The sequence below is a fragment of the Sneathiella sp. genome, from assembly GCF_041689005.1.
In the GTDB taxonomy this organism is placed as follows: Bacteria; Pseudomonadota; Alphaproteobacteria; order Sneathiellales; family Sneathiellaceae; genus Sneathiella.
In genome coordinates, this window is sequence record NZ_JBDNHC010000039.1 from 39,843 (window position 1) to 59,795 (window position 19,953).

The 19,953-nt window shown below is 53.6% G+C and carries 20 protein-coding genes and 1 pseudogene; 16 read left to right on the plus strand and 5 right to left on the minus strand.

What is annotated here, in order from left to right; translation table 11 throughout:
• Position 1: 1 nt before the first annotated feature.
• Complete coding sequence (glcF, locus tag ACESNI_RS05095; RefSeq protein WP_373085408.1) at positions 2-1,294, plus strand: glycolate oxidase subunit GlcF; 1,293 nt, start codon at positions 2-4, stop codon at positions 1,292-1,294.
• Positions 1,295-1,376: 82 nt separating this feature from the next.
• Positions 1,377-1,922 carry a tetratricopeptide repeat protein gene (locus ACESNI_RS05100; protein ID WP_373085409.1) on the plus strand — a complete coding sequence of 182 codons (546 nt, stop codon included), beginning with the start codon at positions 1,377-1,379 and terminating at the stop codon, positions 1,920-1,922.
• A 22-nt stretch (positions 1,923-1,944) separates the two neighbouring features.
• Here ACESNI_RS05100 and pyk read toward each other — a convergent pair whose 3' ends face one another.
• Positions 1,945-3,366 (minus strand): pyruvate kinase, encoded by a 1,422-nt coding sequence (pyk, locus tag ACESNI_RS05105; protein WP_373085410.1) that lies wholly within the window; start codon positions 3,364-3,366, stop codon positions 1,945-1,947.
• Positions 3,367-3,581: 215 nt separating this feature from the next.
• On the opposite strand from pyk, the gene ACESNI_RS05110 reads away from it, so the two are divergent.
• The 5 genes from ACESNI_RS05110 (at position 3,582) to ACESNI_RS05130 (ending at position 6,823) form a co-directional block, all read left to right on the plus strand.
• A complete protein-coding gene (locus ACESNI_RS05110; protein ID WP_373085411.1) occupies positions 3,582-4,355 on the plus strand; it encodes an N-formylglutamate amidohydrolase in 774 nt (257 codons plus the stop codon).
• A gap of 36 nt (positions 4,356-4,391) precedes the next feature.
• Positions 4,392-5,534: a carboxylate-amine ligase gene (locus ACESNI_RS05115; protein WP_373085412.1), complete on the plus strand. Its 1,143-nt coding sequence runs from the start codon at positions 4,392-4,394 to the stop codon at positions 5,532-5,534.
• 30 nt (positions 5,535-5,564) lie between these two features.
• Positions 5,565-5,861 carry a DUF1244 domain-containing protein gene (locus ACESNI_RS05120; RefSeq protein WP_373085413.1) on the plus strand — a complete coding sequence of 99 codons (297 nt, stop codon included), beginning with the start codon at positions 5,565-5,567 and terminating at the stop codon, positions 5,859-5,861.
• 136 nt (positions 5,862-5,997) lie between these two features.
• Positions 5,998-6,288, plus strand: a complete 291-nt coding sequence (locus ACESNI_RS05125) for a DUF2312 domain-containing protein (RefSeq protein ID WP_373085414.1) — start codon at positions 5,998-6,000, stop codon at positions 6,286-6,288.
• Positions 6,289-6,502: 214 nt separating this feature from the next.
• A complete protein-coding gene (locus ACESNI_RS05130; protein ID WP_373085415.1) occupies positions 6,503-6,823 on the plus strand; it encodes a hypothetical protein in 321 nt (106 codons plus the stop codon).
• Positions 6,824-6,837: 14 nt separating this feature from the next.
• Here ACESNI_RS05130 and ACESNI_RS05135 read toward each other — a convergent pair whose 3' ends face one another.
• The 3 genes from ACESNI_RS05135 to ACESNI_RS05145 form a co-directional block, all read right to left on the minus strand.
• Positions 6,838-7,068 carry a DUF1272 domain-containing protein gene (locus ACESNI_RS05135; protein ID WP_373085416.1) on the minus strand — a complete coding sequence of 77 codons (231 nt, stop codon included), beginning with the start codon at positions 7,066-7,068 and terminating at the stop codon, positions 6,838-6,840.
• A gap of 153 nt (positions 7,069-7,221) precedes the next feature.
• A complete protein-coding gene (locus ACESNI_RS05140; RefSeq protein ID WP_373085417.1) occupies positions 7,222-7,788 on the minus strand; it encodes a T4SS efffector SepA family protein in 567 nt (188 codons plus the stop codon).
• A 91-nt stretch (positions 7,789-7,879) separates the two neighbouring features.
• Positions 7,880-11,350: an indolepyruvate ferredoxin oxidoreductase family protein gene (locus ACESNI_RS05145; protein ID WP_373085418.1), complete on the minus strand. Its 3,471-nt coding sequence runs from the start codon at positions 11,348-11,350 to the stop codon at positions 7,880-7,882.
• 133 nt (positions 11,351-11,483) lie between these two features.
• Between ACESNI_RS05145 and ACESNI_RS05150 the strand changes: the two genes are divergently transcribed.
• From ACESNI_RS05150 to ACESNI_RS05185, 8 genes and pseudogenes are all read left to right on the plus strand, one after another.
• Complete coding sequence (locus ACESNI_RS05150; RefSeq protein ID WP_373085419.1) at positions 11,484-12,482, plus strand: NAD-dependent epimerase/dehydratase family protein; 999 nt, start codon at positions 11,484-11,486, stop codon at positions 12,480-12,482.
• Between the two features lie 7 nt (positions 12,483-12,489).
• A complete protein-coding gene (locus ACESNI_RS05155) occupies positions 12,490-12,966 on the plus strand; it encodes a PaaI family thioesterase (RefSeq protein WP_373085420.1) in 477 nt (158 codons plus the stop codon).
• The gene (locus ACESNI_RS05160) at positions 12,963-13,415 is read left to right on the plus strand and encodes a PaaI family thioesterase (RefSeq protein WP_373085421.1); all 453 of its coding nucleotides are present in this window, start codon (positions 12,963-12,965) and stop codon (positions 13,413-13,415) included. Before ACESNI_RS05155 ends, ACESNI_RS05160 begins: the two co-directional genes overlap by 4 nt.
• Before the next feature lie 53 nt (positions 13,416-13,468).
• Entirely contained in the window at positions 13,469-15,241 is a 1,773-nt protein-coding gene (locus ACESNI_RS05165) for a M3 family oligoendopeptidase (RefSeq protein WP_373085422.1), read from the plus strand.
• A gap of 129 nt (positions 15,242-15,370) precedes the next feature.
• Positions 15,371-15,502, plus strand: coding sequence for an aa3-type cytochrome c oxidase subunit IV (locus ACESNI_RS05170; protein WP_373085423.1), 132 nt, complete (start codon positions 15,371-15,373; stop codon positions 15,500-15,502).
• 90 nt (positions 15,503-15,592) lie between these two features.
• Positions 15,593-16,747, plus strand: a complete 1,155-nt coding sequence (locus ACESNI_RS05175; RefSeq protein ID WP_373085424.1) for a Re/Si-specific NAD(P)(+) transhydrogenase subunit alpha — start codon at positions 15,593-15,595, stop codon at positions 16,745-16,747.
• A gap of 11 nt (positions 16,748-16,758) precedes the next feature.
• Positions 16,759-17,043 (plus strand): annotated as a pseudogene (locus ACESNI_RS05180) (NAD(P) transhydrogenase subunit alpha); the annotation flags it as partial.
• An 11-nt stretch (positions 17,044-17,054) separates the two neighbouring features.
• On the plus strand, positions 17,055-18,443 hold the full coding sequence (locus ACESNI_RS05185) for an NAD(P)(+) transhydrogenase (Re/Si-specific) subunit beta (protein ID WP_373085425.1): 1,389 nt from the start codon (positions 17,055-17,057) through the stop codon (positions 18,441-18,443).
• Between the two features lie 296 nt (positions 18,444-18,739).
• On the opposite strand, the gene ACESNI_RS05190 is transcribed toward ACESNI_RS05185, so the two are convergent.
• Complete coding sequence (locus ACESNI_RS05190) at positions 18,740-19,357, minus strand: pyridoxamine 5'-phosphate oxidase family protein (protein WP_373085427.1); 618 nt, start codon at positions 19,355-19,357, stop codon at positions 18,740-18,742.
• Between the two features lie 187 nt (positions 19,358-19,544).
• On the opposite strand from ACESNI_RS05190, the gene ACESNI_RS05195 reads away from it, so the two are divergent.
• Positions 19,545-19,850 (plus strand): cytochrome b/b6 domain-containing protein, encoded by a 306-nt coding sequence (locus ACESNI_RS05195; RefSeq protein WP_373085428.1) that lies wholly within the window; start codon positions 19,545-19,547, stop codon positions 19,848-19,850.
• The last annotated feature ends 103 nt before the right edge of the window (positions 19,851-19,953 follow it).

Sequence of the window (19,953 nt, forward strand, 5' to 3'; positions counted from 1 at the left end):
CATGAAAACAGAATTTTCCCTGCTGCAGCTTGCCGACCCGAAATTCGCCCAGTCCAATGATATCCTTCGGGCCTGTGTGCATTGCGGGTTCTGCACGGCGACCTGCCCGACATACTTGGAGCTCGGGGATGAGCGTGACAGTCCGCGCGGACGTATCTATCTGATGCAGCAAATGCTGGAAAGCGGAAAACCGGCGCCCGCCTCGACGGTTCTTCATATTGATCGGTGTCTTTCCTGTCTCTCATGCATGACGACCTGCCCGTCGGGTGTGGATTACATGCATCTGGTCGAGCATGGCCGCGAATATATCGAGGAGACCTATGATCGCCCGTTCCTTGATCGGCTGTTGCGGACGACACTTGCAGTGATCCTGCCGCGGCCCGGGTTATTTCGACTGGCCTTGCGCGGGGCGATGCTGGCGCGACCGTTAAGAGGCCTGTTTCGAGGTCGTCTTCGGGCCATGCTAGATATGGCACCGGTTTCCTTGCCGCCGGTATCCAGACTTGAGAAACAGCCAACACATGCGGCAAAGGGAGACCGCAAAAAGCGTGTCGTGCTGATGACCGGCTGCGCCCAGACCGTCCTCGCCCCGGAAATCAACGCGGCAACAATCCGTCTTTTGACCCGTCACGGGGTTGAGGTGATCATCCCGCCGTCGGCGGGCTGTTGCGGGGCGTTGCCGTTGCATATGGGAAAAGAGACCACCGCCCTTGACCTTGCCCGCAATAATATTCTTGCCTGGTCGGAGGAGATGGCAGGTGAGGGGCTGGATGCGATCATTATCAACACGTCGGGCTGTGGTACAACGGTCAAGGACTATGGTGGATTATTCGCGAACTGCGGCGATCAGGCTTTTGCTGAAAAGGCCGCTGCCGTGGCGGCTCTCGCCCTTGATATCAGTGAATTTGCGGGCACGTTGGAGCTTCGTAAAAGTGCGGATATCCAGCCTGGAAAGGTCGCCTATCACTCGGCCTGCTCGCTTCAGCATGGCCAGCAAATAAAGGACGAGCCGAAACAGGTGTTAAAAGCCATGGAGTTCGATGTGGTTGATATACCGGAGCCCCATATCTGTTGCGGCTCGGCAGGAACCTATAACCTGTTGCAGCCGGAACTGGCCGCAAAATTGAAAGACCGTAAAACCGCTAATATCGCCAAGACCGGTGCCGATCTTGTAGCGGCAGGAAATATCGGCTGTATTGCCCAGATTGCCTCCGGCATGAATTTGCCGGTCGTCCATACGGTTGAACTGCTGGACTGGGCGACGGGTGGGCCGAAACCGGCAGCTCTAGGGTAAGCCCGTTGCTCACAAATTCGTGTCCGGTCGCCCCATTACCAATATCGGAAAATTAAACTATATTAAAAATATGAAGAACCGGATGGTGAGCATTGGTGTCCTTTTTTTGTGCCTTTTCTGGGGCAATCCCGGTTATGCGCGTCAGGATGACCCGCGCCTTGACGAGCTGTTTTCTGCTCTCACGGATACCAATGACACTCCCGAAGCCAAAGTCATTGAGGGAAGCATCTGGAAAATCTGGCTGACGTCGGGTAGCGACACAGTTGATTTCATGATGCTTCAGGGCATCAATTATATGAGTGAGGGACGCTTCGACAAAGCCCTCATCCTTTTCTCAACGGTCATCAAGATCGACCCGGAATTTTCGGAGGCCTGGAATAAGCGGGCAACGGTTCTGTTCCTTCTGGGTGATTTTGACAAATCGATTGAGGATATCGGCCATACTCTGGAACTTGAGCCACGGCATTTCGGTGCGCTTGCAGGGCTCGGTCAGATATATGACCTTCAGCATAACCAGAGGAACGCGCTCTTGGCCTATGAGAAGGCAATGGCAATTAACCCGCATCTGCCGGGAGTGAAAATCCGGTTAAAGCAATTGCAGACCGAACGCGACAAGAAGAACATCTAGGGCCGAAACCGCCGCTATAATTCTACTGTTCGCCGACCCAGGCAATCCGCAGGATGTTTGTTGACCCTGGCGTTCCAAACGGGACGCCAGCCGTGATGACAACCCTGTCACCGGGACGGGAAAAGCCTTCGGCAAATGACATCTTGCAGGCCTTGTTGACCATATCGGCAAAATTCTCCGCATCCTTCGTGTGTACGCAATGCAGGCCCCAGACAAGCGCCAGCGTGCGCGCGGTTTTCAGGGCTGGCGTCAGCACCAGCACGGAGGTTTCCCCCCGTTCGCGCGCAGCGCGGAGAGCGGTGGATCCTGATGTCGTATAGGTAACGATTGTCGTGGCGCCGATGGTGTGGGCAACCTGCGAGGCGGCCGCGCTGATGGCATCCGCTGTTGTCGCCTCAAGATGTCCGTGCTTGGCGTCTATAACCTTGCGGTACGCCGGATCCTTTTCAGTGACCTCGGCTATATCACTCATCATTGACACCGCTTCCAGAGGGAAATCACCCGCAGCACTCTCCGCTGACAACATCACTGCGTCGGTACCGTCATAGATGGCGTTGGCAACGTCGGTTACCTCGGCACGGGTCGGGACGGGGGCACTGATCATGCTTTCCAGCATCTGGGTGGCAACGACAACCGGCTTGCCGGCTTCACGGGCGCGGGCGATGATGTATTTCTGGATGGACGGGACCCGCTGGATCGGCATCTCTACACCAAGATCACCGCGGGCGACCATGATGGCGTCAGCGAGAACAATAATCTCGTCCAGTGCCTCGACAGCGGCCGGCTTTTCAATTTTCGCCATAACGGCGGCGCGTCCAGCGACGATTTTCTTGACCTCAGCGATATCCTCCGCTCGTTGGACAAAGGACAGCGCGATCCAGTCAACGCCCATGGATAGGGCAAAATCGAGATCCCGGCGGTCCTTGTCGGTAAGGGGGCTCATCCGGACGACGGCATTCGGGATGTTGACGCCTTTGCGATCCGAGATTTTGCCGCCGACGACAACGGTGCAATTCGCGACTTCGGACCCGGCATCCTTCACCACCAACTTCAGCTTGCCGTCGTCAAGCAGCAATATGCTGCCTGCTTCCAGCGAGTCCAGTACCTGCGGATGCGGGAGGCAGACGCGGCTCGCATCCCCCGGCGTCGTGTCGAGGTCAAGGCGAAAGTCGGCCCCATTTTCCAGGATAACCGGGCCGTTTTCGAAAGTTCCTATGCGGATTTTTGGTCCCTGAAGATCGGCAAGAATACCGATCGGCCGACCGCAGGTAACTTCCAGCTGTCGAATCGTGTCGTAGCGTTCCTGATGGTCTTCGTGGCTGCCGTGGCTGAAATTGAGACGGAAGACGTCAGCCCCCGCACGATACAGAGCCTCTATAATGTCTGGACTGGAACTCGCAGGACCGAGGGTGGCAATTATCTTTGTATTCCGTAAGCGTCGCATAAATTTCTTACTCTCTCGGCTTTTATGTCGTCGATAGTACAAATTCATACTAACGGTTTTATGACATTGTTGTGAGAGTTAATTTTTAAGGGCGGCAAAGCAAGTCGTTCTTACTCCGCGAAATGCCTGTCTGAAGATCAGCGCAATCAGGACATTGTAAAATAGAGTGAAATCAGGATAGTATTTCCCTCCCGCAACTCACTTTCACTGAGGCCATGAATACTATCGATTCCCGGGTTTTTGAGATCCAGCATGAAAACAGCCCGTCGCGGCTGTTGTTCACCGTCGATCATGCCAGCCGGTATATTCCGGATGCTTATGATAATCTCGGTCTTGAGGATCAGGCGGTGCTGTATCGCCATATCGCCTGGGATATCGGTATTGAGGATGTTACCCGGCGGCTTGCCGACAAGTTGCAGGCAACAGCAATTTATGCTCGGTTTTCCCGGTTGTTGCTGGACGCAAACCGCTTTCCCGATGATCCGGCGAGCACGCCCGGCAGCAGTGACGGCGTCGAGATTCCAGCGAACCGCGCCTTGGCGGTGGAAGAGAAAAAGCAGCGCATCGATACCTACTTCCGGCCCTATCATGGCGCCATTCAATCCCTGCTGGACGTGAAATCGGCGGCGCATGATAGTCCGCTTCTGATTTCCATGCATAGTTTCACGCCGGTGATGAACGATTTTGAGCGGCCCTGGCATATTGGCGTGCTGTGGGACAGCGATGCCCGGATTGCCAAACCGCTGCTGGATATCCTGAAACAAAACAGCACACTTACCGTGGGCGATAACGAGCCTTATTCCGCGCGCGATCCCATGGGCTACACCATGTCGGTTCACGGCACGGATCGCCATATTCCCAATGTTGCCATCGAAATTCGTCAGGACTTGATCGATACGCATCAGGGGGCAGAGAAATGGGCGAACATTATGGCGGACGCGGTTGGGCAATTATGTAAGAGGCTGGCCCATAAATCGGGGAGTGGATGAACGGTCCGACGGGTGGTCATCAGGGAAAGAACGGAAATGAGTACAACGGAGCCATCATTCACAATCGGTATTGAGGAGGAATATCTTCTCGTCGATCTCGAAAGCCGCGATCTGGCGATCGAGCCGACGGAGGATATTCTGACCGAATGCGAGCGGCGCCTGCCGGGCCATCTGGTCACGCCGGAGTTCCTGCGCTCCCAGCTTGAAGTCGGGACCTGCATTTGCCGCAATATTACGGAGGCGAGAAACGCGCTTCATGAACTTCGCGGCACGGTTTCGGAGGTGGCACGCGGCCATGGCCTCGGCCTGATGGCGTCCTCAGTTCATCCTTTCGCGGATTGGCACCAGCTCAAGCATACGCCGAAGGAACGCTATGAAGCCATTGCCCGCGATATGCAGGCGACAGTGCGGCGGATGATGATTTGCGGCATGCATGTTCATTGCGCGATTGAGGACAAGGAGTTGCGGATCGATCTAATGAATCAGGCGACTTATTTTTTGCCGCATCTTCTGGCCCTCAGCACCTCTTCGCCGTTCTGGCGCGGGGAGGAGAGCGGCCTTAAATCCTATCGTGTCAGTGTGTTTGATGGCGTTCCGCGCACCGGTCTGCCCGACAAGTTCGAGAGTTACGGCGAATTTGAACGACTGGTAGATACGCTGGTCGAAGCCGGAGCGCTTGAGGATGGATCGAAGCTCTGGTGGGATGTGCGCCCCTCGGCCAAGTTTCCGACACTGGAGATGCGCCTGACCGATGTCTGCCCGTTGGTTGAGGACAGCCTCACCATCGCGGCGCTGTATTCCTGCATCCTGCGAATGCTGTACCGCCTGCGCCGGAATAACCAGCGCTGGAGAATTTACCCGCAGACGTTGGTCGAAGAGAACCGCTGGATTGCCCAACGGTTTGGCGTCGCCGGAAAGCTGATTGATTTCGGCATCCCGGCACCGGTACCGGCCGCCGACCTTATTGAGGAAATTATCAGCCTGACGGAGGAGGATGCGGCCTATCTTGGCTGCGAGAAGGAAGTTCAGCACGCCCGTGAAATCGTGCGACGCGGCACCTCGGCGGATCGGCAACTGGCGCTGTATCACCAGTCGATTGAACGGGGAGACAGTAAAAAGGAAGCGCTGGTAAAAGTTGTTGATCAGGTCTTGAATGAGACAATTTCCGGCATACAGTAATAGGGATACTATTCAAGAAAGGTGGCGACGATGACGGATCAGGAAACACTCGAACTGGAGGCGGCAACCTATCGCCGATTGCGCGATCATTTGCGGACCCGGACCGATGTGCAGAATATCGATCTCATGATCCTTGGCGGTTTTTGTCGTAACTGCCTGTCCGACTGGTACAAGGAGGCGGCCACGGGAAAAGGGATTGCGATGGATAAGGCCCAGGCGCGTGAAATTGTCTATGGAATGCCCTTCGATGAATGGAAAGGCAAATACCAGCGCGAAGCAACGCCAGAACAAAAGGCGGCTTTTGCCGAAAACAACCCCAAATCCTAGACAGGATTTCAGATCATTGGGTAGGCTTAAAAAAATTACGTAAAGTCGTATACGTGCGCGCGACAAAAATGCTAGAAAACCCTCCCGGAGATCATTCCGGCTGATTTGCATGACGAATTCAAGAGAGAGATGAACTATGGCTGAGGTTGGTGGTGTCGCAGCGGATCATTTGCGGTCCTATATTGAAAGAATTGAACGTCTGGAGGAGGAGAAAAAAGGCCTCGCCGATGATATCAAGGAAATCTTTGCTGAAGCCAAGGGAACAGGGTTCGATGTGAAGGCCATGCGCGCGGTTATGCGCCTGCGCAAGATGGACAAGGCCGATTACCAGGAACAGGAATATATGATCGACCTCTATAAACAGGCCCTCGGGATGATTGAGGAAATGGCCCCGGAAGAAGACGAAAAGGAAGCCGCTGCCTTTTAACCTATTGCTTGTACAGGGAAACTCCCTGCAAAGGGAGCGCCCCTGTTACCCTCTGGCAGGAACCCCTACACCCGGCGTTTGGGCACGATTGTCGGGTAGGCAAGGGCAGGATATTTTGTCCCGGCGATAGTTCTTGTATTCGGATCTGCAATAATTAAGTGTAGAAAGCAGATGTCAATAACCTGATGGTTGGTTCATTGCCGAATTTGAGGACATGAAGAAATTTTCAACGGATGCTGCGGGGTTTGCGGCTCTCACCCTGTGCGAGCTCATTGTGCAGCAATGTGTCATCAGTGGCCTGTTTACTCCGGAGAACGCCACGCATTTGCTGAAAATGGCGGCGCGTCGTCATCAGGAGGCGGCGGAAGGAACGGACGATAAAATTGCCCTTAATATGGAGGCGGCGCACTTGCTGTGTACTCTTGGCTCCGGGCTTGAGCCGTTGTTCCGGGAACATCGGGAGCGGGACATCCGGTCGCCCGCATCCAAGCCTGCCAAGCCCTCCCGGCCGAGTTGGGTCGCTTTCCCCAAGTGATGTCTCGTCGCGTATCATTTCTGCTTCAACACACGTTTGGTGCTTTGCGGGTATTTATCCATCAGTGCTGCAGGGCGCACCGGGCGCAACGTAAAATTGCCGCCGCAGTTGGGACAGACGCCCTTGTGGGTATTTTCCATGCAATCAGCGCAAAAAGTACATTCGAACGTGCAGATATAGGCATCGGCTTTCCCATTGGGTAAATCGGTATCACAGGTTTCGCAGTTGGGTCTGAGTTCCAGCATGACACTTCCTCCATATATCTACGAAATATTATTGCTGAAAAGTCACACAACAACAGGCCCAATCTGCTTCAACAGACGGGACCAATTGAGTGTTGTGTTGCTATATGTCTTGCTCTCCCACATTGTCCAAGTTACATAGAAACCAATGAAGCATCAGTATCCAGCAGCAATTTTGCCAATACGACCAGGATAGTATGCTTTGATATCATCATACCATTGAAACTCTACTTCGACCGGAATGTCATATTTCTCTGCAATTTTTGAAATTTCTTGCCATGCGGCGGAAGCGGATTGTCCTTGAATAGAAATTCCTAGACTAGGATAAAATTTATAACCTTCTTGCTCGTACTCGCCAAATTTGGCTGGGATTTGAAGTTTATTAATGAGGTCAAGTCCGGCATAGCCCTTATGCTTCATGTTTCTGATTGTTTCGATCAAAACTGTCGCCCAATACGGCTTTTCTACTATAATATTATTTACTTTTGCGGACCGAATACGAGTGAACGTCAAACTCGGGGTTTTTTCAAATATCAACACGTCATTGTTTGACTTATTCCCACTAATTCTCTCTTCAGCACCTTCGCTCTCAAAGCCGAGTCGCTCCATTTCGTTACGAATTAGGCGATCTATAGTCTGAGCAGGTGTATCTATATCGTGCCATTTCGCGATGTTTTTCAAACTTCTAAGGGCTGGATCATTAATACGAATAACCGGCATCATTGTTATCTCCTTCAGTTAAAGTTAAGTAGGAGATAATATGTAACATAATTCCTATAAAAAGAAAAGAGTATATGTTACATAATTTCTAAGCCTATTCCGCCGCTTGCTTATGGGGCTCGGGGTTGTGGAATTGCTCAAGAAGATGGGTACGTTCGCCCTCATATATTGTGAGAGCTTTCTCCTTGATATGACCATAACCGCGTATTTGCATAGGCAAGGCGGAAATTTCGACCGCGAGAAGGTGATTATCCCGCTTCAGTCCCGCCAGCAATTCAGAAACCGTCTGTTCAAAATCCGTGATCAGCTTGCGTTCATGTTTCCGTTCCGCCTGATAGCCGAAGATATCGAGGGGCGTGCCGCGTAAGGACTTGAATTTGCTTAAAAATCCGAAAGACTTCAGCATATACTGCCCATATTCCTTCTTTTTAAGCTCGCCGGTATCCGGATCCTTTTTCGAGAACAACGGCGGGGCGAGATGGAATTTGAGATGATAGTCTCCGTCCATCATCGTCTCGACCTTGCGCATGAATTTCGGGTCCGTATAGAGCCTGGCCACTTCATATTCGTCCTTGTAGGCAAGAACCTTGAAATAGCTGCGGGCAATGGCCTCTGAGAGTGTCGTCACACCCGGATTGACATCGCTTTCGCGGACGCGGACAGCAGCGATAAGATCGCTATAGCGTTTCGCGTAGCGGGCGTTCTGATATCCGGTCAGGAAGTCCGCCCGTCGGCTGATGATTTCATCGAGGTCAGTGGCCGGTTCCTGAATAGTGACCGGTCCCTTCAGTTCCTCAACTTCCGCCAGAACCCGGTCGGGATCCTGTGCCATGACGCGGCCCCAGGCGAAGGCCTTTTTATTGGCATCGATGGCGACACCGTTCAATTCGATCGCCTTCAGCAGCGCGTCTTCCGTGAGTGGGATCAGACCTTTCTGGAAAGAAAATCCGAGCATAAACAGGTTGGTTGCAATGGAATCACCAAGCAGGGCAGTCGCAATTTCACTGGCGTTGATCAGCGAACAGGCATCCGCCCCAACCGCCTCCCGGATATGATCCAGTGTGTCCTTGACCGGGAAGGGGGCGTCCGGATTGAGAGTAAAATCCATGGTGGGGGAAGGATGTGAATTTATGACGGCGTGAGCGACACCGACATCAAATTTTGCGAGACTGTCGTAGGATCCGGACACGACAAGGTCGCACCCGATCAACAGATCGGCACGGCCCGCAGGGATACGAACGGCGTTAATATCTTCGGGTTTTGGTGCGATATGGATATGACTGCTGACGGCGCCGCCCTTCTGGGCCAGCCCGGCCTGATCGAGCACTGAAATGCCTTTGCCTTCCAGATGCGCGGCCATGGCGAGTAGGGCACCGATGGTGACGACGCCGGTCCCGCCAATGCCGGTGATCAGGATGCGGTAAGGATGTTGCAGGTCAGTGATTGCGGGGAGCGGAATTCCCTCTGCGGGGTTTTCCGCGGCGTGAGGCGCGGCTTTACGAAGATAACCGCCTTCAACCGTGACAAAGCTTGGACAGAAGCCATTGACGCAGGAATAATCCTTGTTACAGGTTGACTGGTTGATCGTCCGCTTGCGGCCAAATTCCGTCTCGATCGGCTCGACCGACAGGCAGTTAGATTTCACTGAGCAATCGCCACAGCCTTCACAGACAAGATCGTTGATAATCACCCGTTTCGCCGGGTCGGGGAATGTTCCCCGCTTGCGGCGGCGGCGCTTTTCGGCGGCACAGGTCTGATCATAGATCAGGATGGTGACGCCTTTGGTCTCGCGAAGCTGTTTCTGGATTTTATCGAGGTCGTCCCGATGATGAATGGTCGTCCCCTTGGGCCAGCGGATATCGCCCGGGTATTTGTCGGGTTCGTCCGTGACGACGCGAATGGTGGTAATCCCTTCGCCCTCAAGCTGTTGGGCAATTTGCCAGGGGGTGAGTTGCTCATCAAGTGGCTGGCCACCGGTCATGGCAACCGCATCATTATAGAGAATTTTATAGGTCATAGTTGCCTTGGCGGCGACGGCCTGACGAATGGCAAGAAGACCGGAGTGATGGTAGGTCCCATCGCCAAGATTAGCGAAAATATGTTTTTCGTCGGTGAAATGCTGCTGGCCAACCCACGGAACCCCTTCGCCGCCCATCTGGGTGAAGGTATCGGTATTACGGTCCATCCAGGTGACCATGAAATGACAGCCAATGCCGGCAACGGCCCGACTTCCCTCCGGCACGACAGTCGAGGTGTTATGCGGACAGCCGGAGCAATAAAATGGCGTGCGGACCAGTTTTGCGGGGGCAGCGTTGAGCTGTCGTTCCTTCTTGTCAAGGAAGGCGAGGCGCTTCTCGATCGATTCCGAGGTGTAGAAACGACGAATACGGGCGGCGATCACCCGGGCGACGAGGGCCGGGGTCATTTCCCCCGTTGACGGCAGAATAAGATTTTTCTCCTCGTCAAACTTCCCAAGAATGCGGGGGCGAACCGTCGTGTCCCAGTTATACAGCTGCTCCTTCATCTGGTTTTCGATCAGGGCGCGCTTTTCTTCGACCACCAGAACTTCCTCAAGGCCTTCGGCAAACTGGCGGATCCCGTCCGGTTCCAGCGGCCACGGCATGCCGACCTTATACACGGTAAGGCCGATTTCGGCGGCAAGGTCATCATCAATCCCGAGGTCCCGCAATGCCTGGCGGACATCGAAATAGGATTTACCGACGGTGACGATGCCGAAACGCCGCTTCGGGCTATCCATGACCACGCGGTCGATATGATTGGCGCGGGCAAAGGCGCGGGCGGCGTAGATCTTGTGCTGGTTGAGACGGATTTCCTGATCGAAGCGGTTATCGTTGCCACGAATATTGAGGCCATCATCGGGAATCTCGATATTGGGGTGAATGAACTGGCCGCGCTCCGGCGAGACATAGACGGAGGCGCCGCCCTCGACGGTTTCCGAAATACATTTAAAGCCCACCCAAAGACCGGAGAAACGCGACATCTCGATCCCGAGCAATCCATAGTCGAGGATTTCCTGCACATTCGCCGGATGCAGGACCGGCATCATCCAGCCGATAAACCCGTGTTCACTCTGATGCGCGACGGAGGAGGAGACAATTCCATGGTCATCCCCCGCAAGCGCCAGAACGCCACCATATTTTGAGGTCCCGGCCATGTTGGCATGGCGAAAGACGTCACCACTCCTGTCAACGCCCGGACCCTTGCCATACCAGAGCCCGAAGACGCCGTCATATTTCGCGCCCTTGAACATGTTGAGTTGCTGGCTGCCCCAGACGGCGGTGGCAGCAAGGTCTTCATTCACGCCCGGTTCAAAATGAATATCATTTTGTTTCAGGAGTTTGGCGGCTTTCCATAAGGACTGGTCGTACCCGCCAAGCGGTGACCCCCGATATCCTGAAATAAATCCAGCGGTATTGAGGCCAGCCGCCCGGTCGCGCTCTTTCTGCATAAGGGGCAAGCGGACGAGCGCCTGAATGCCTGTCAGGAAGACGCGCCCTTCCTTTAATTCATATTTGTCATTCAGAGATACGTTTGCCAATTGCATTGAGCTGCTCCCGTAACGATTAGTTATCTTATGTGTTATATATAATGGTTATAACAGCTAATGCAATAAAGGTCAATAATACTGACATAAATGATAATTAGGAAGGCCGGGGAAGGCCTTTGAAGGGGTTAAAATGACGGTTTTGGTTACGGGTGCGGCGGGTTTTATTGGTATGCATGTGTCAGAGGGTTTATTAGCCAAAGGGGAAAAAGTTGTCGGAATTGATAATCTGAATGATTATTACGATGTCGGGCTAAAACAGGCGCGACTGGAAAGGCTGGGAAAATCAGATGATTTCACCTTCATAAAACTCGACTTGGCGAACTGCGAGGAGTTTTTTTCAAAACTGGGTAAAATTCCGGGGATAACGAAGGTTGTGCATTTGGCTGCCCAGGCCGGGGTGCGCCATAGCCTTACCCATCCTTTCGACTATACAGATGCAAATATTACGGGGTTTCTTGCCATTCTTGAATATTGCCGGAACTTGCCGGGACTGGAGCATCTTGTCTTTGCCAGTTCCAGTTCGGTATATGGGGGCAACAAGACGTTGCCCTATTCAGTTGATCAGGCTGTCGATCACCCGGTCTCACTTTATGCGGCAACCAAGAAGGCCAATGAGCTGATGGCCCATTCCTATGCACATCTTTATGGCATCCCGCTCACCGGGCTTCGGTTTTTCACGGTTTATGGCCCCTGGGGCAGGCCGGACATGGCCTATTGGACCTTTTCGGAAAAAATCCGGAAGGGCGAGGCCATCCCAATTTTTAACCATGGGGACATGAAGCGGGATTTTACCTATATTGATGACATTGTCAGTGGTATCATTGCCGTGCTTGCCAATCCGCCGGTCGCAAAGGCAGAGACGGCACCATACCGCATCTACAATATCGGCAATAATCGGGCAGAGTCCCTGCTCGATTTTGTCGATATCCTTGAACAGGCCCTGGGGCAGCCCGCGATCCGGGATTTGCAGCCGATGCAGGCGGGGGACGTAAAAGAAACCTTCGCCGATATTGACCCGATGCGTCGGGATATGGGATATGAACCGACAACACCGCTCCGGGAGGGTCTGCCGAAATTCGTGGACTGGTTCCTGCAGTATCAGGGCCGTAATGACATAAAACAGGACTGAGGTATAAATGTCGATAGTATTCGATATTAAACAGATACAGGCGATGATTGACAACGGCGTCCCGCATTGCGCGGAAATTGGCGTCCGGGTGCATGAAATGAATGTGGACGGTGCGGTTTTTAGCTTGCCCTATCAGGAACGCTTTGCGGGAAATCCGGTTGATGGTGTGCTCCACGGTGGCATTATCACTACGTTGATCGATACAACAGCAGGTATGTGCATCTATGCTAAGCTGGAGAAATATATGCCCATTGCAACGCTCGATTTGCGCATCGACTACCTGAAACCCGCAACGCCGGGCGAGGAGTTGTTTGCTTTTGCCAATTGCTACCGGCTCACCCGGAGTATCGCTTTCGTCCGCACCATTGCCTATCATACAGAGAGGGAGGATCCGGTTGCCAATAGCGTTGGTACCTTCATGCTGCAATCCAGCCCGACCCCGTCGATCAATCGCTTCTCCGCGGCCAGTAAGGAGACGAAATGACACAGATACTGACGGCAGAGGAATTCGTTGCCACGATTGAGCAGGCCAAGGCAACGGCGGACTGGAACCATATATTCGGCATTATTCCCTATTTTACCTTTCTTGGCTTAAAGCTGGAAATGCGCGGCGAGCAGATGATCTGCGTCTTGCCGGCGGATAAGAAATTCATCGGCAATCCAACGCTTCCTGCGCTCCATGGTGGCGTGGTCGGTGCCTTCATGGAAAGCACCGCGCTTGTTCATCTGCTGAAGACGCAGGAAGTGACACGATTGCCGAAAATCATCAATATCACGATCGAGTATCTGCGCTCTGCCAAGCCGGTTGAAACCTACGCCGAGGCGATCATCACAAAACCCGGCCGACGCATTGCGAATATGCGGATTGAGGCCTGGCAGGGAAATCGGGACAAGCCGGTCGCAGCGGCCCATGCCAATTTTCTTGTTAGTTGATAATTACTGACTAAGTAACGCGTAACGCTGTTCACCTACGGAGTTTGTTATCTATGAATGAAATCGCCCTTGCCAATCTACCCGAATGGGATCTGACGGATTTATATCCGTCGCGAACCTCGCCCGAGCTATCCGAGGATCTGGAGACGGCGGCGCAGAATGCGAAGTCATTCGCAAAATCCTACAAGGGGAAGCTCGCGGAACTGGACGGGCAAGGGCTGTATCTGGCGATTTCCGCCTACGAGGATATCGGCGAAATCGAGGGCCGGATTATGTCCTACGCCTATCTTGTCTATGCCGGGAATATGTCGGATCCTGAAATCGGCAAATTTTTCCAGACCATGCAGGAAAAGATCAGTGCGATTTCGACGGATCTGTTGTTCCTGACGCTGGAGCTTAACAAGCTGGACGAGCCGCGCCTTGCGGAAATGTATCAGGCTTCCAGCCTCAAGAAATACGAACCCTGGATCCGCAATGTGCGGGCCTTGCAGCCGTACCAGCTTTCTGATGATATTGAAAAACTCCTGCATGAAATGGATATTTCCGGGCGCAGCGCCTGGGTCCGTTTGTTTGATGAAACCGTTGCCGGATTGCGGTTCGAGGTTGATGGCGAGGAAATGGCGTCGCAACAGGTCTTACATTTGCTCTCTAATTCTAACGGTGAGCTTCGCAAGAAAGCCGCGAAAAGCCTCGGTAAGGTTTTCGGGCAGAATGTTCGCCTGTTTTCCCTGATCACCAATACCCTGGCAAAGGACAAGGCGATCGAGGATGACTGGCGTGGCGCCAAAAACCCTGCGGATATGCGGCATCTATCCAATCAGGTGGAGCCGGAAGTGGTTGATGCTTTGTCCGATGCCGTGCAGGCGGCCTATCCGCGGCTGTCCCATCGCTATTATAAGTTCAAGGCGAAATGGATGGGGCTGGACAAGCTTGATTACTGGGATCGCAACGCGCCGCTCCCCGATCAGGATGACCGGATTATTCCGTGGAACGAGGCCCGCGACACGGTGCTCGACGCCTATGGACGGTTCTCGCCGGAGCTTTCCGCACTTGGCAAGACATTCTTTGACAAGCCCTGGATCGATGCGGCCATGCGGCCCGGCAAGTCACCGGGGGCATTCGCCCATCCAACAGTGCCAAGCGCTCATCCCTATCTGCTGCTGAATTATCAGGGGAATGTCCGCGATGTCATGACGCTCGCCCATGAACTTGGTCACGGTGTGCATCAGGTTCTGGCGGCGCCGCAGGGCGGGCTGCTTGCCGATACGCCCCTGACCCTCGCGGAAACGGCGAGTGTTTTCGGCGAACAGCTGACGTTCCGCGCCTTGCTTGAAAAGGAAACCGATCCGTCGAAGCGGCGGATCATGCTCGCGGGCAAGGTTGAGGATATGCTCAATACTGTCGTTCGCCAGATCGCTTTTTATGAATTTGAAAAACGCGTACATGAGGCCCGAAAAATCGAGGAACTTTCGCCGGACCAGATTGGCAAGATCTGGATGGATGTGCAGACCGAAAGCCTCGGTCCGGCAATTCGTCTGCATGATGAGTACCAGTATTTCTGGTGCTACATCCCGCATTTCATCCATTCACCCTTTTACGTCTATGCCTATGCCTTCGGCGATTGCCTTGTCAATGCGCTCTATGCGGTCTATCAGGACGCCGCAACGGGGTTTCAGGAGAAATATTTCAATATGCTGAAAGCAGGTGGAACCCTGCGTCACAAGGAATTGCTGGCCCCGTTCAATCTTGATGCCTCTGATCCAGCGTTCTGGTCAAAGGGGCTCAGCGTGATCGAGGGGTTCATTGATGAACTTGAGGCCATCTAAGGGTCAGATTACGTAGAATAAGCAGTTTTTTGGGGTGTCAGGCGACATTCTGTTGCCCCGAAAACAGATTTCGGTATATTGCGGTGCAACCGCACCTTTGATGATATACAAGAAGTAGGGGACCTAGTCATGAGCGAACACGGCAACATGGATATCGAAGCGCATAAGCAATCCTTTGCAGTTTTTACCAGGCTGTTTACGTTTGGAACGTTGGCGGCTGCTGCCATATTGATTTTTTTGGCGATACTTGTGGCCTATTAAAGGATAGAACCGGATATCGTTCCGGTTTTGTCGAAAGCGCGTTGCAGGGCGCCAGCTTTACCCACAACAACACATCATAGAGGGCCGATTATGAAAATCGCTATCCCCAGGGAACGCCGCGAAAACGAAAAACGCGTGGCCGCGTCCCCAGACACGGTAAAGAAATTTGTGGGATTGGGTGCCGAGGTCATTATCGAGACCGGCGCAGGTACTCTGAGTTCCTTTCAGGATCAGGATTATCAGGATGCGGGCGCGAGCATCGCCGCCGATGAAGCAGCCGCCCTGAAAGACGCAGATGTCATTCTCAAAATTCAGCGGCCGCTGACGGATGCCGAAGGCGGGCCGGATGAACTTGCCCTGATGAAATCCGGCGCAACGTTGATCGCTCAGCTGGCGCCACTGCAAAACCGGGAGCAGGTTGCGGCCTATGCCGCCGCCGGGGTCAATGCAGTTGCCATGGAACTGGTGCCGCGGATCAGCCGGGCCCAGTCCATGGACGTCCTGTCGTCGCAGTCTAATCTATCAGGCTACAAGGCCGCTCTTGATGCCGCGTCGGAATATGGCCGCGCCATGCCGATGATGATGACCGCCGCCGGCACCCTTGCACCGGCCAAGGCCTTTATCATGGGCGTTGGCGTTGCCGGACTTCAGGCCATCGCGACGACCCGCCGTCTTGGCGCGATCGTGACGGCGACAGATGTCCGCGCCGCGACCAAAGAACAGGTTGAAAGTCTCGGCGCTAAATTTATCATGGTTGAAACCGATGAAGCCGGTGAAGATGCCGGCGGCTATGCCAAGGAAATGAGTGACGACTACAAAAAGCGTCAGGCAGCACTTGTCTTCGAGCATATCAAGAAGCAGGATATCGTTATTACGACCGCGCTTATTCCCGGCCGGGAAGCCCCGATACTCGTCACCGACGAGATGCTGGCGGTGATGAAGCCGGGCGCGGTCATTGTCGATCTCGCGGTAGAGGCAGGGGGCAATGTAACCCAGTCGAAACCTGGTGAGGTCGTGAAAACAGCGAACGGTGTTACCATCATTGGCCATCGCAATGTGCCAAGCCGTCTTGCCAGCGATGCCTCGTCCCTGTTTGCTAAAAACTTGTTCAATTTCCTGACACCGCAAATCGACAAGGAGACCGGTGCGCTGGCCGTGAATTGGGATGACGAGATTATACAGGGGAGTGCGCTCACCCGGGATGGCAAGATCGTTCATCCGCAATTGATTGAGGGAGGGAACTGATAATGGATATGGTTGATCCAACCGTTTTTCGACTGGCTGTTTTTGTGCTCGCTATCTTTGTCGGCTACTATGTGGTCTGGAGCGTGACGCCCGCCCTGCATACGCCGCTGATGGCGGTGACCAATGCTATCTCCTCCGTCATTATTGTCGGGGCCCTGATCGCGGCGGGCCCGATCGACATGACACTTGCCAAGGTATTCGGATTTGTGGCGATTATTCTCGCCTCGGTCAACATCTTCGGCGGGTTCCTTGTTACGCATCGCATGTTGTCCATGTACAAGAAAAAACTTAAATAGGGGGACCGTCCGTGTCAGCAAATTTTACGGCGCTCGCCTATCTGGTCTCCGCCATTCTGTTTATCCTTGCACTTCGCGGCCTGTCATCACCGGCAAGCTCACGGCGTGGAAATTTCATGGGCATGGCGGGGATGGCCATTGCCATCATCGTCACGATCCTCAGTCCCGACGTCGTTTCCTATGGCTGGATTATCGGCGGGATCGTGATTGGCGGCGGTATCGGTGCCCTGATCGCGCGGCGGATTGCCATGACGGCCATGCCACAGCTTGTGGCGGCCTTTCACAGTCTCGTCGGTCTTGCCGCCGTCCTGGTCGCTGCCGCGGCCTTCTATAACCCGGATGCTTACGGCATTCTGGGTATCGGCGATGAGATCAAAGTTGCAAGCCGCATTGAAATGGCGATTGGGATCGTTATCGGCGCAATTACCTTCTCTGGCTCCATTATTGCGTTTACTAAATTGCAGGGGCTGGTCTCGGGTAATCCTGTTACCTTCGCCGGACAGCATCTGGTTAACCTGGTGATCGGGCTTGGTATTGTCGGGCTGATTATCTGGTTCTGTGTGGATCAGGATCCGCGTATCTTCTGGGCCATGACGGTGCTCGCCTTCCTTATCGGATTCCTGATCATTATTCCCATCGGCGGCGCCGATATGCCGGTCGTGGTGTCGATGCTTAATTCCTATTCTGGCTGGGCGGCGGCCGGTATCGGCTTCACGCTTGAGAATACGGCACTGATCATCGTTGGGGCCCTGGTCGGTTCCTCCGGTGCCATTCTGTCCTATATAATGTGCAAAGCCATGAACCGGTCCTTCTTCAGCGTCATCCTCGGTGGTTTTGGCGGCGATGCCGCCGTCGCTGGCCCTGACAAGGGTGATCGCCCCTACAAGGCTGGCTCTGCCGACGACGCTGCGTTCATCATGAAGAACGCGGGTAAGGTTATTGTTGTGCCGGGCTACGGCCTTGCGGTCGCGCAAGCCCAGCACGCATTGCGGGACATGGTCGATGTTTTGAAGGCAGAGGGGGTGGAGGTTGTCTATGCCATTCACCCGGTTGCCGGTCGGATGCCGGGCCATATGAATGTGTTGCTGGCCGAGGCCAACGTGCCGTACGACGAGGTGTTCGAACTGGAAGAAATTAATTCTGATTTTGCCGGTGCCGACGTGGCGCTTGTGGTCGGGGCGAATGACGTGACCAACCCTGCCGCCCGCGACGATCCGTCGAGCCCGATTTTCGGCATGCCGATCCTTGATGTCGACAAGGCGCGAACGGTCCTGTTTGTAAAACGCTCAATGTCTTCCGGCTACGCTGGTATCGATAATGATCTGTTCTACAAAGACAATACCATGATGCTGTTGGCAGATGCCAAGAAGATGATCGAGGATATTGTTAAGGCGCTGTAAAAATCGATCGACACTATAATTCAAAGCCGCGAGAAGTTCTCGCGGCTTTTTTTAAGCCGTGTCCTTGAAATTCAATTCGGAAGCGTCATCTCACGGACACATACTTCACTTTGGGAGAAAGCGATGCGCTTTCTGGTTATTGTGGTTTCTCTTTTTCTGCTCACGGCCTGCGAGACGACGAGCAGCACACCTGTTGATCCGAACTTGATGTGCTGTACATGGGGTAATCACCAACATCGTTGAACGTAGCGTCTTTCCCAGGATTATGGCGGCCTTGGGGTGATCCGGATTTTCTCTTAATAGAGTCTGTTTTTATAAGACTCCGCCAGTCTCCGGTCGGCCTCATCCGCATCAAGGTTGCCGATCTGGTCTGCGATGATCTTGCCGAGCGATGGGAAACTAGAGCGTTCAACCTGTGTTTCCGGTGCCCAGAGGCGGGATCGGATCAGCGCTTTGGCACAATGCAGGTAGGCGGCCTTGACCGAGATCTTGAGGATTGAGGTCGGGAGCTTTTCGTTTATGGCATGTTCAGCGAGCAGCTCCGGGTCCGTGGTAATCACGGCGTCGCCGTTCACGCGGAGAGTCTCGTTGATCCCGGGGACCATAAATAATAAACCGACGGCCGGATTGTGGATTATGTTGATCATGGTATCAAGGCGGTTGTTTCCGGGTCGATCGGGGAGCAGCAGGGTATGGTCATCAACCACCTTAACAAAGCCGGCGGCATCGCCCCGCGGTGAGGCATCAGCGGTCCCGTCGTCGCCATAAGTCCCCAGCACAAGGAACGGGGAGAGCGCAATGAAGTTGCGACAATGTACATCCAGCCGGTCCAGCTGTTTCTTCTGAACAAGCTCTGTCGGCTCCTTGTAGATATTATAAAGCCCGTCAACGCTTGATATAATGGTGTCCTGCATTGGTTGATCTCCCTGGAGCTCTCGATTAGATATCATAGCAAAAAGGATCGACAACGCTACTCGGATGCGTATTTTGTTGGACAGAATCTTACAAATTTGTATGGAAGAACTGTCGGTTAGTCATTTGCCACCCGAACTTAATGTTTCTATAGTTTTTCGGTGGTAGCTAACTGTCTGGAGATATCTTTTGTTTTACGATCGTTTTACCCGCTTTCTGCATTTTGTCTTTGCGGTTGGTATTGTGGCGCAACTCCTCCTCAGCCAATGGATGTATCATCCGCGTCCGACAAAGCCAGGTGATCTCCTTTATGAGTTTCACGAAAAAATTGGCATTGTCGTGTTCATTATAATAATGGTGCATTGGCTCTGGTCTTTTATTCGCCGGGGCCCGGTTCCCCTTGCCCAGCTTTTTCCTTGGTTCAGCCGTCCGCGTTTGATAGAGCTATGGGACGATATGAACCGCCCCGGGATTGCCGGAGGCAATTTTGTTTAAGTTACGCTGCCATATCGGTTTCGTCCAGCATGGCGTAATAGTTTTTCTCGGCTTCTACAGGCGGGATGTTGCCGATGGGCTCAAGCAGTCTTTTGTTGTTGAA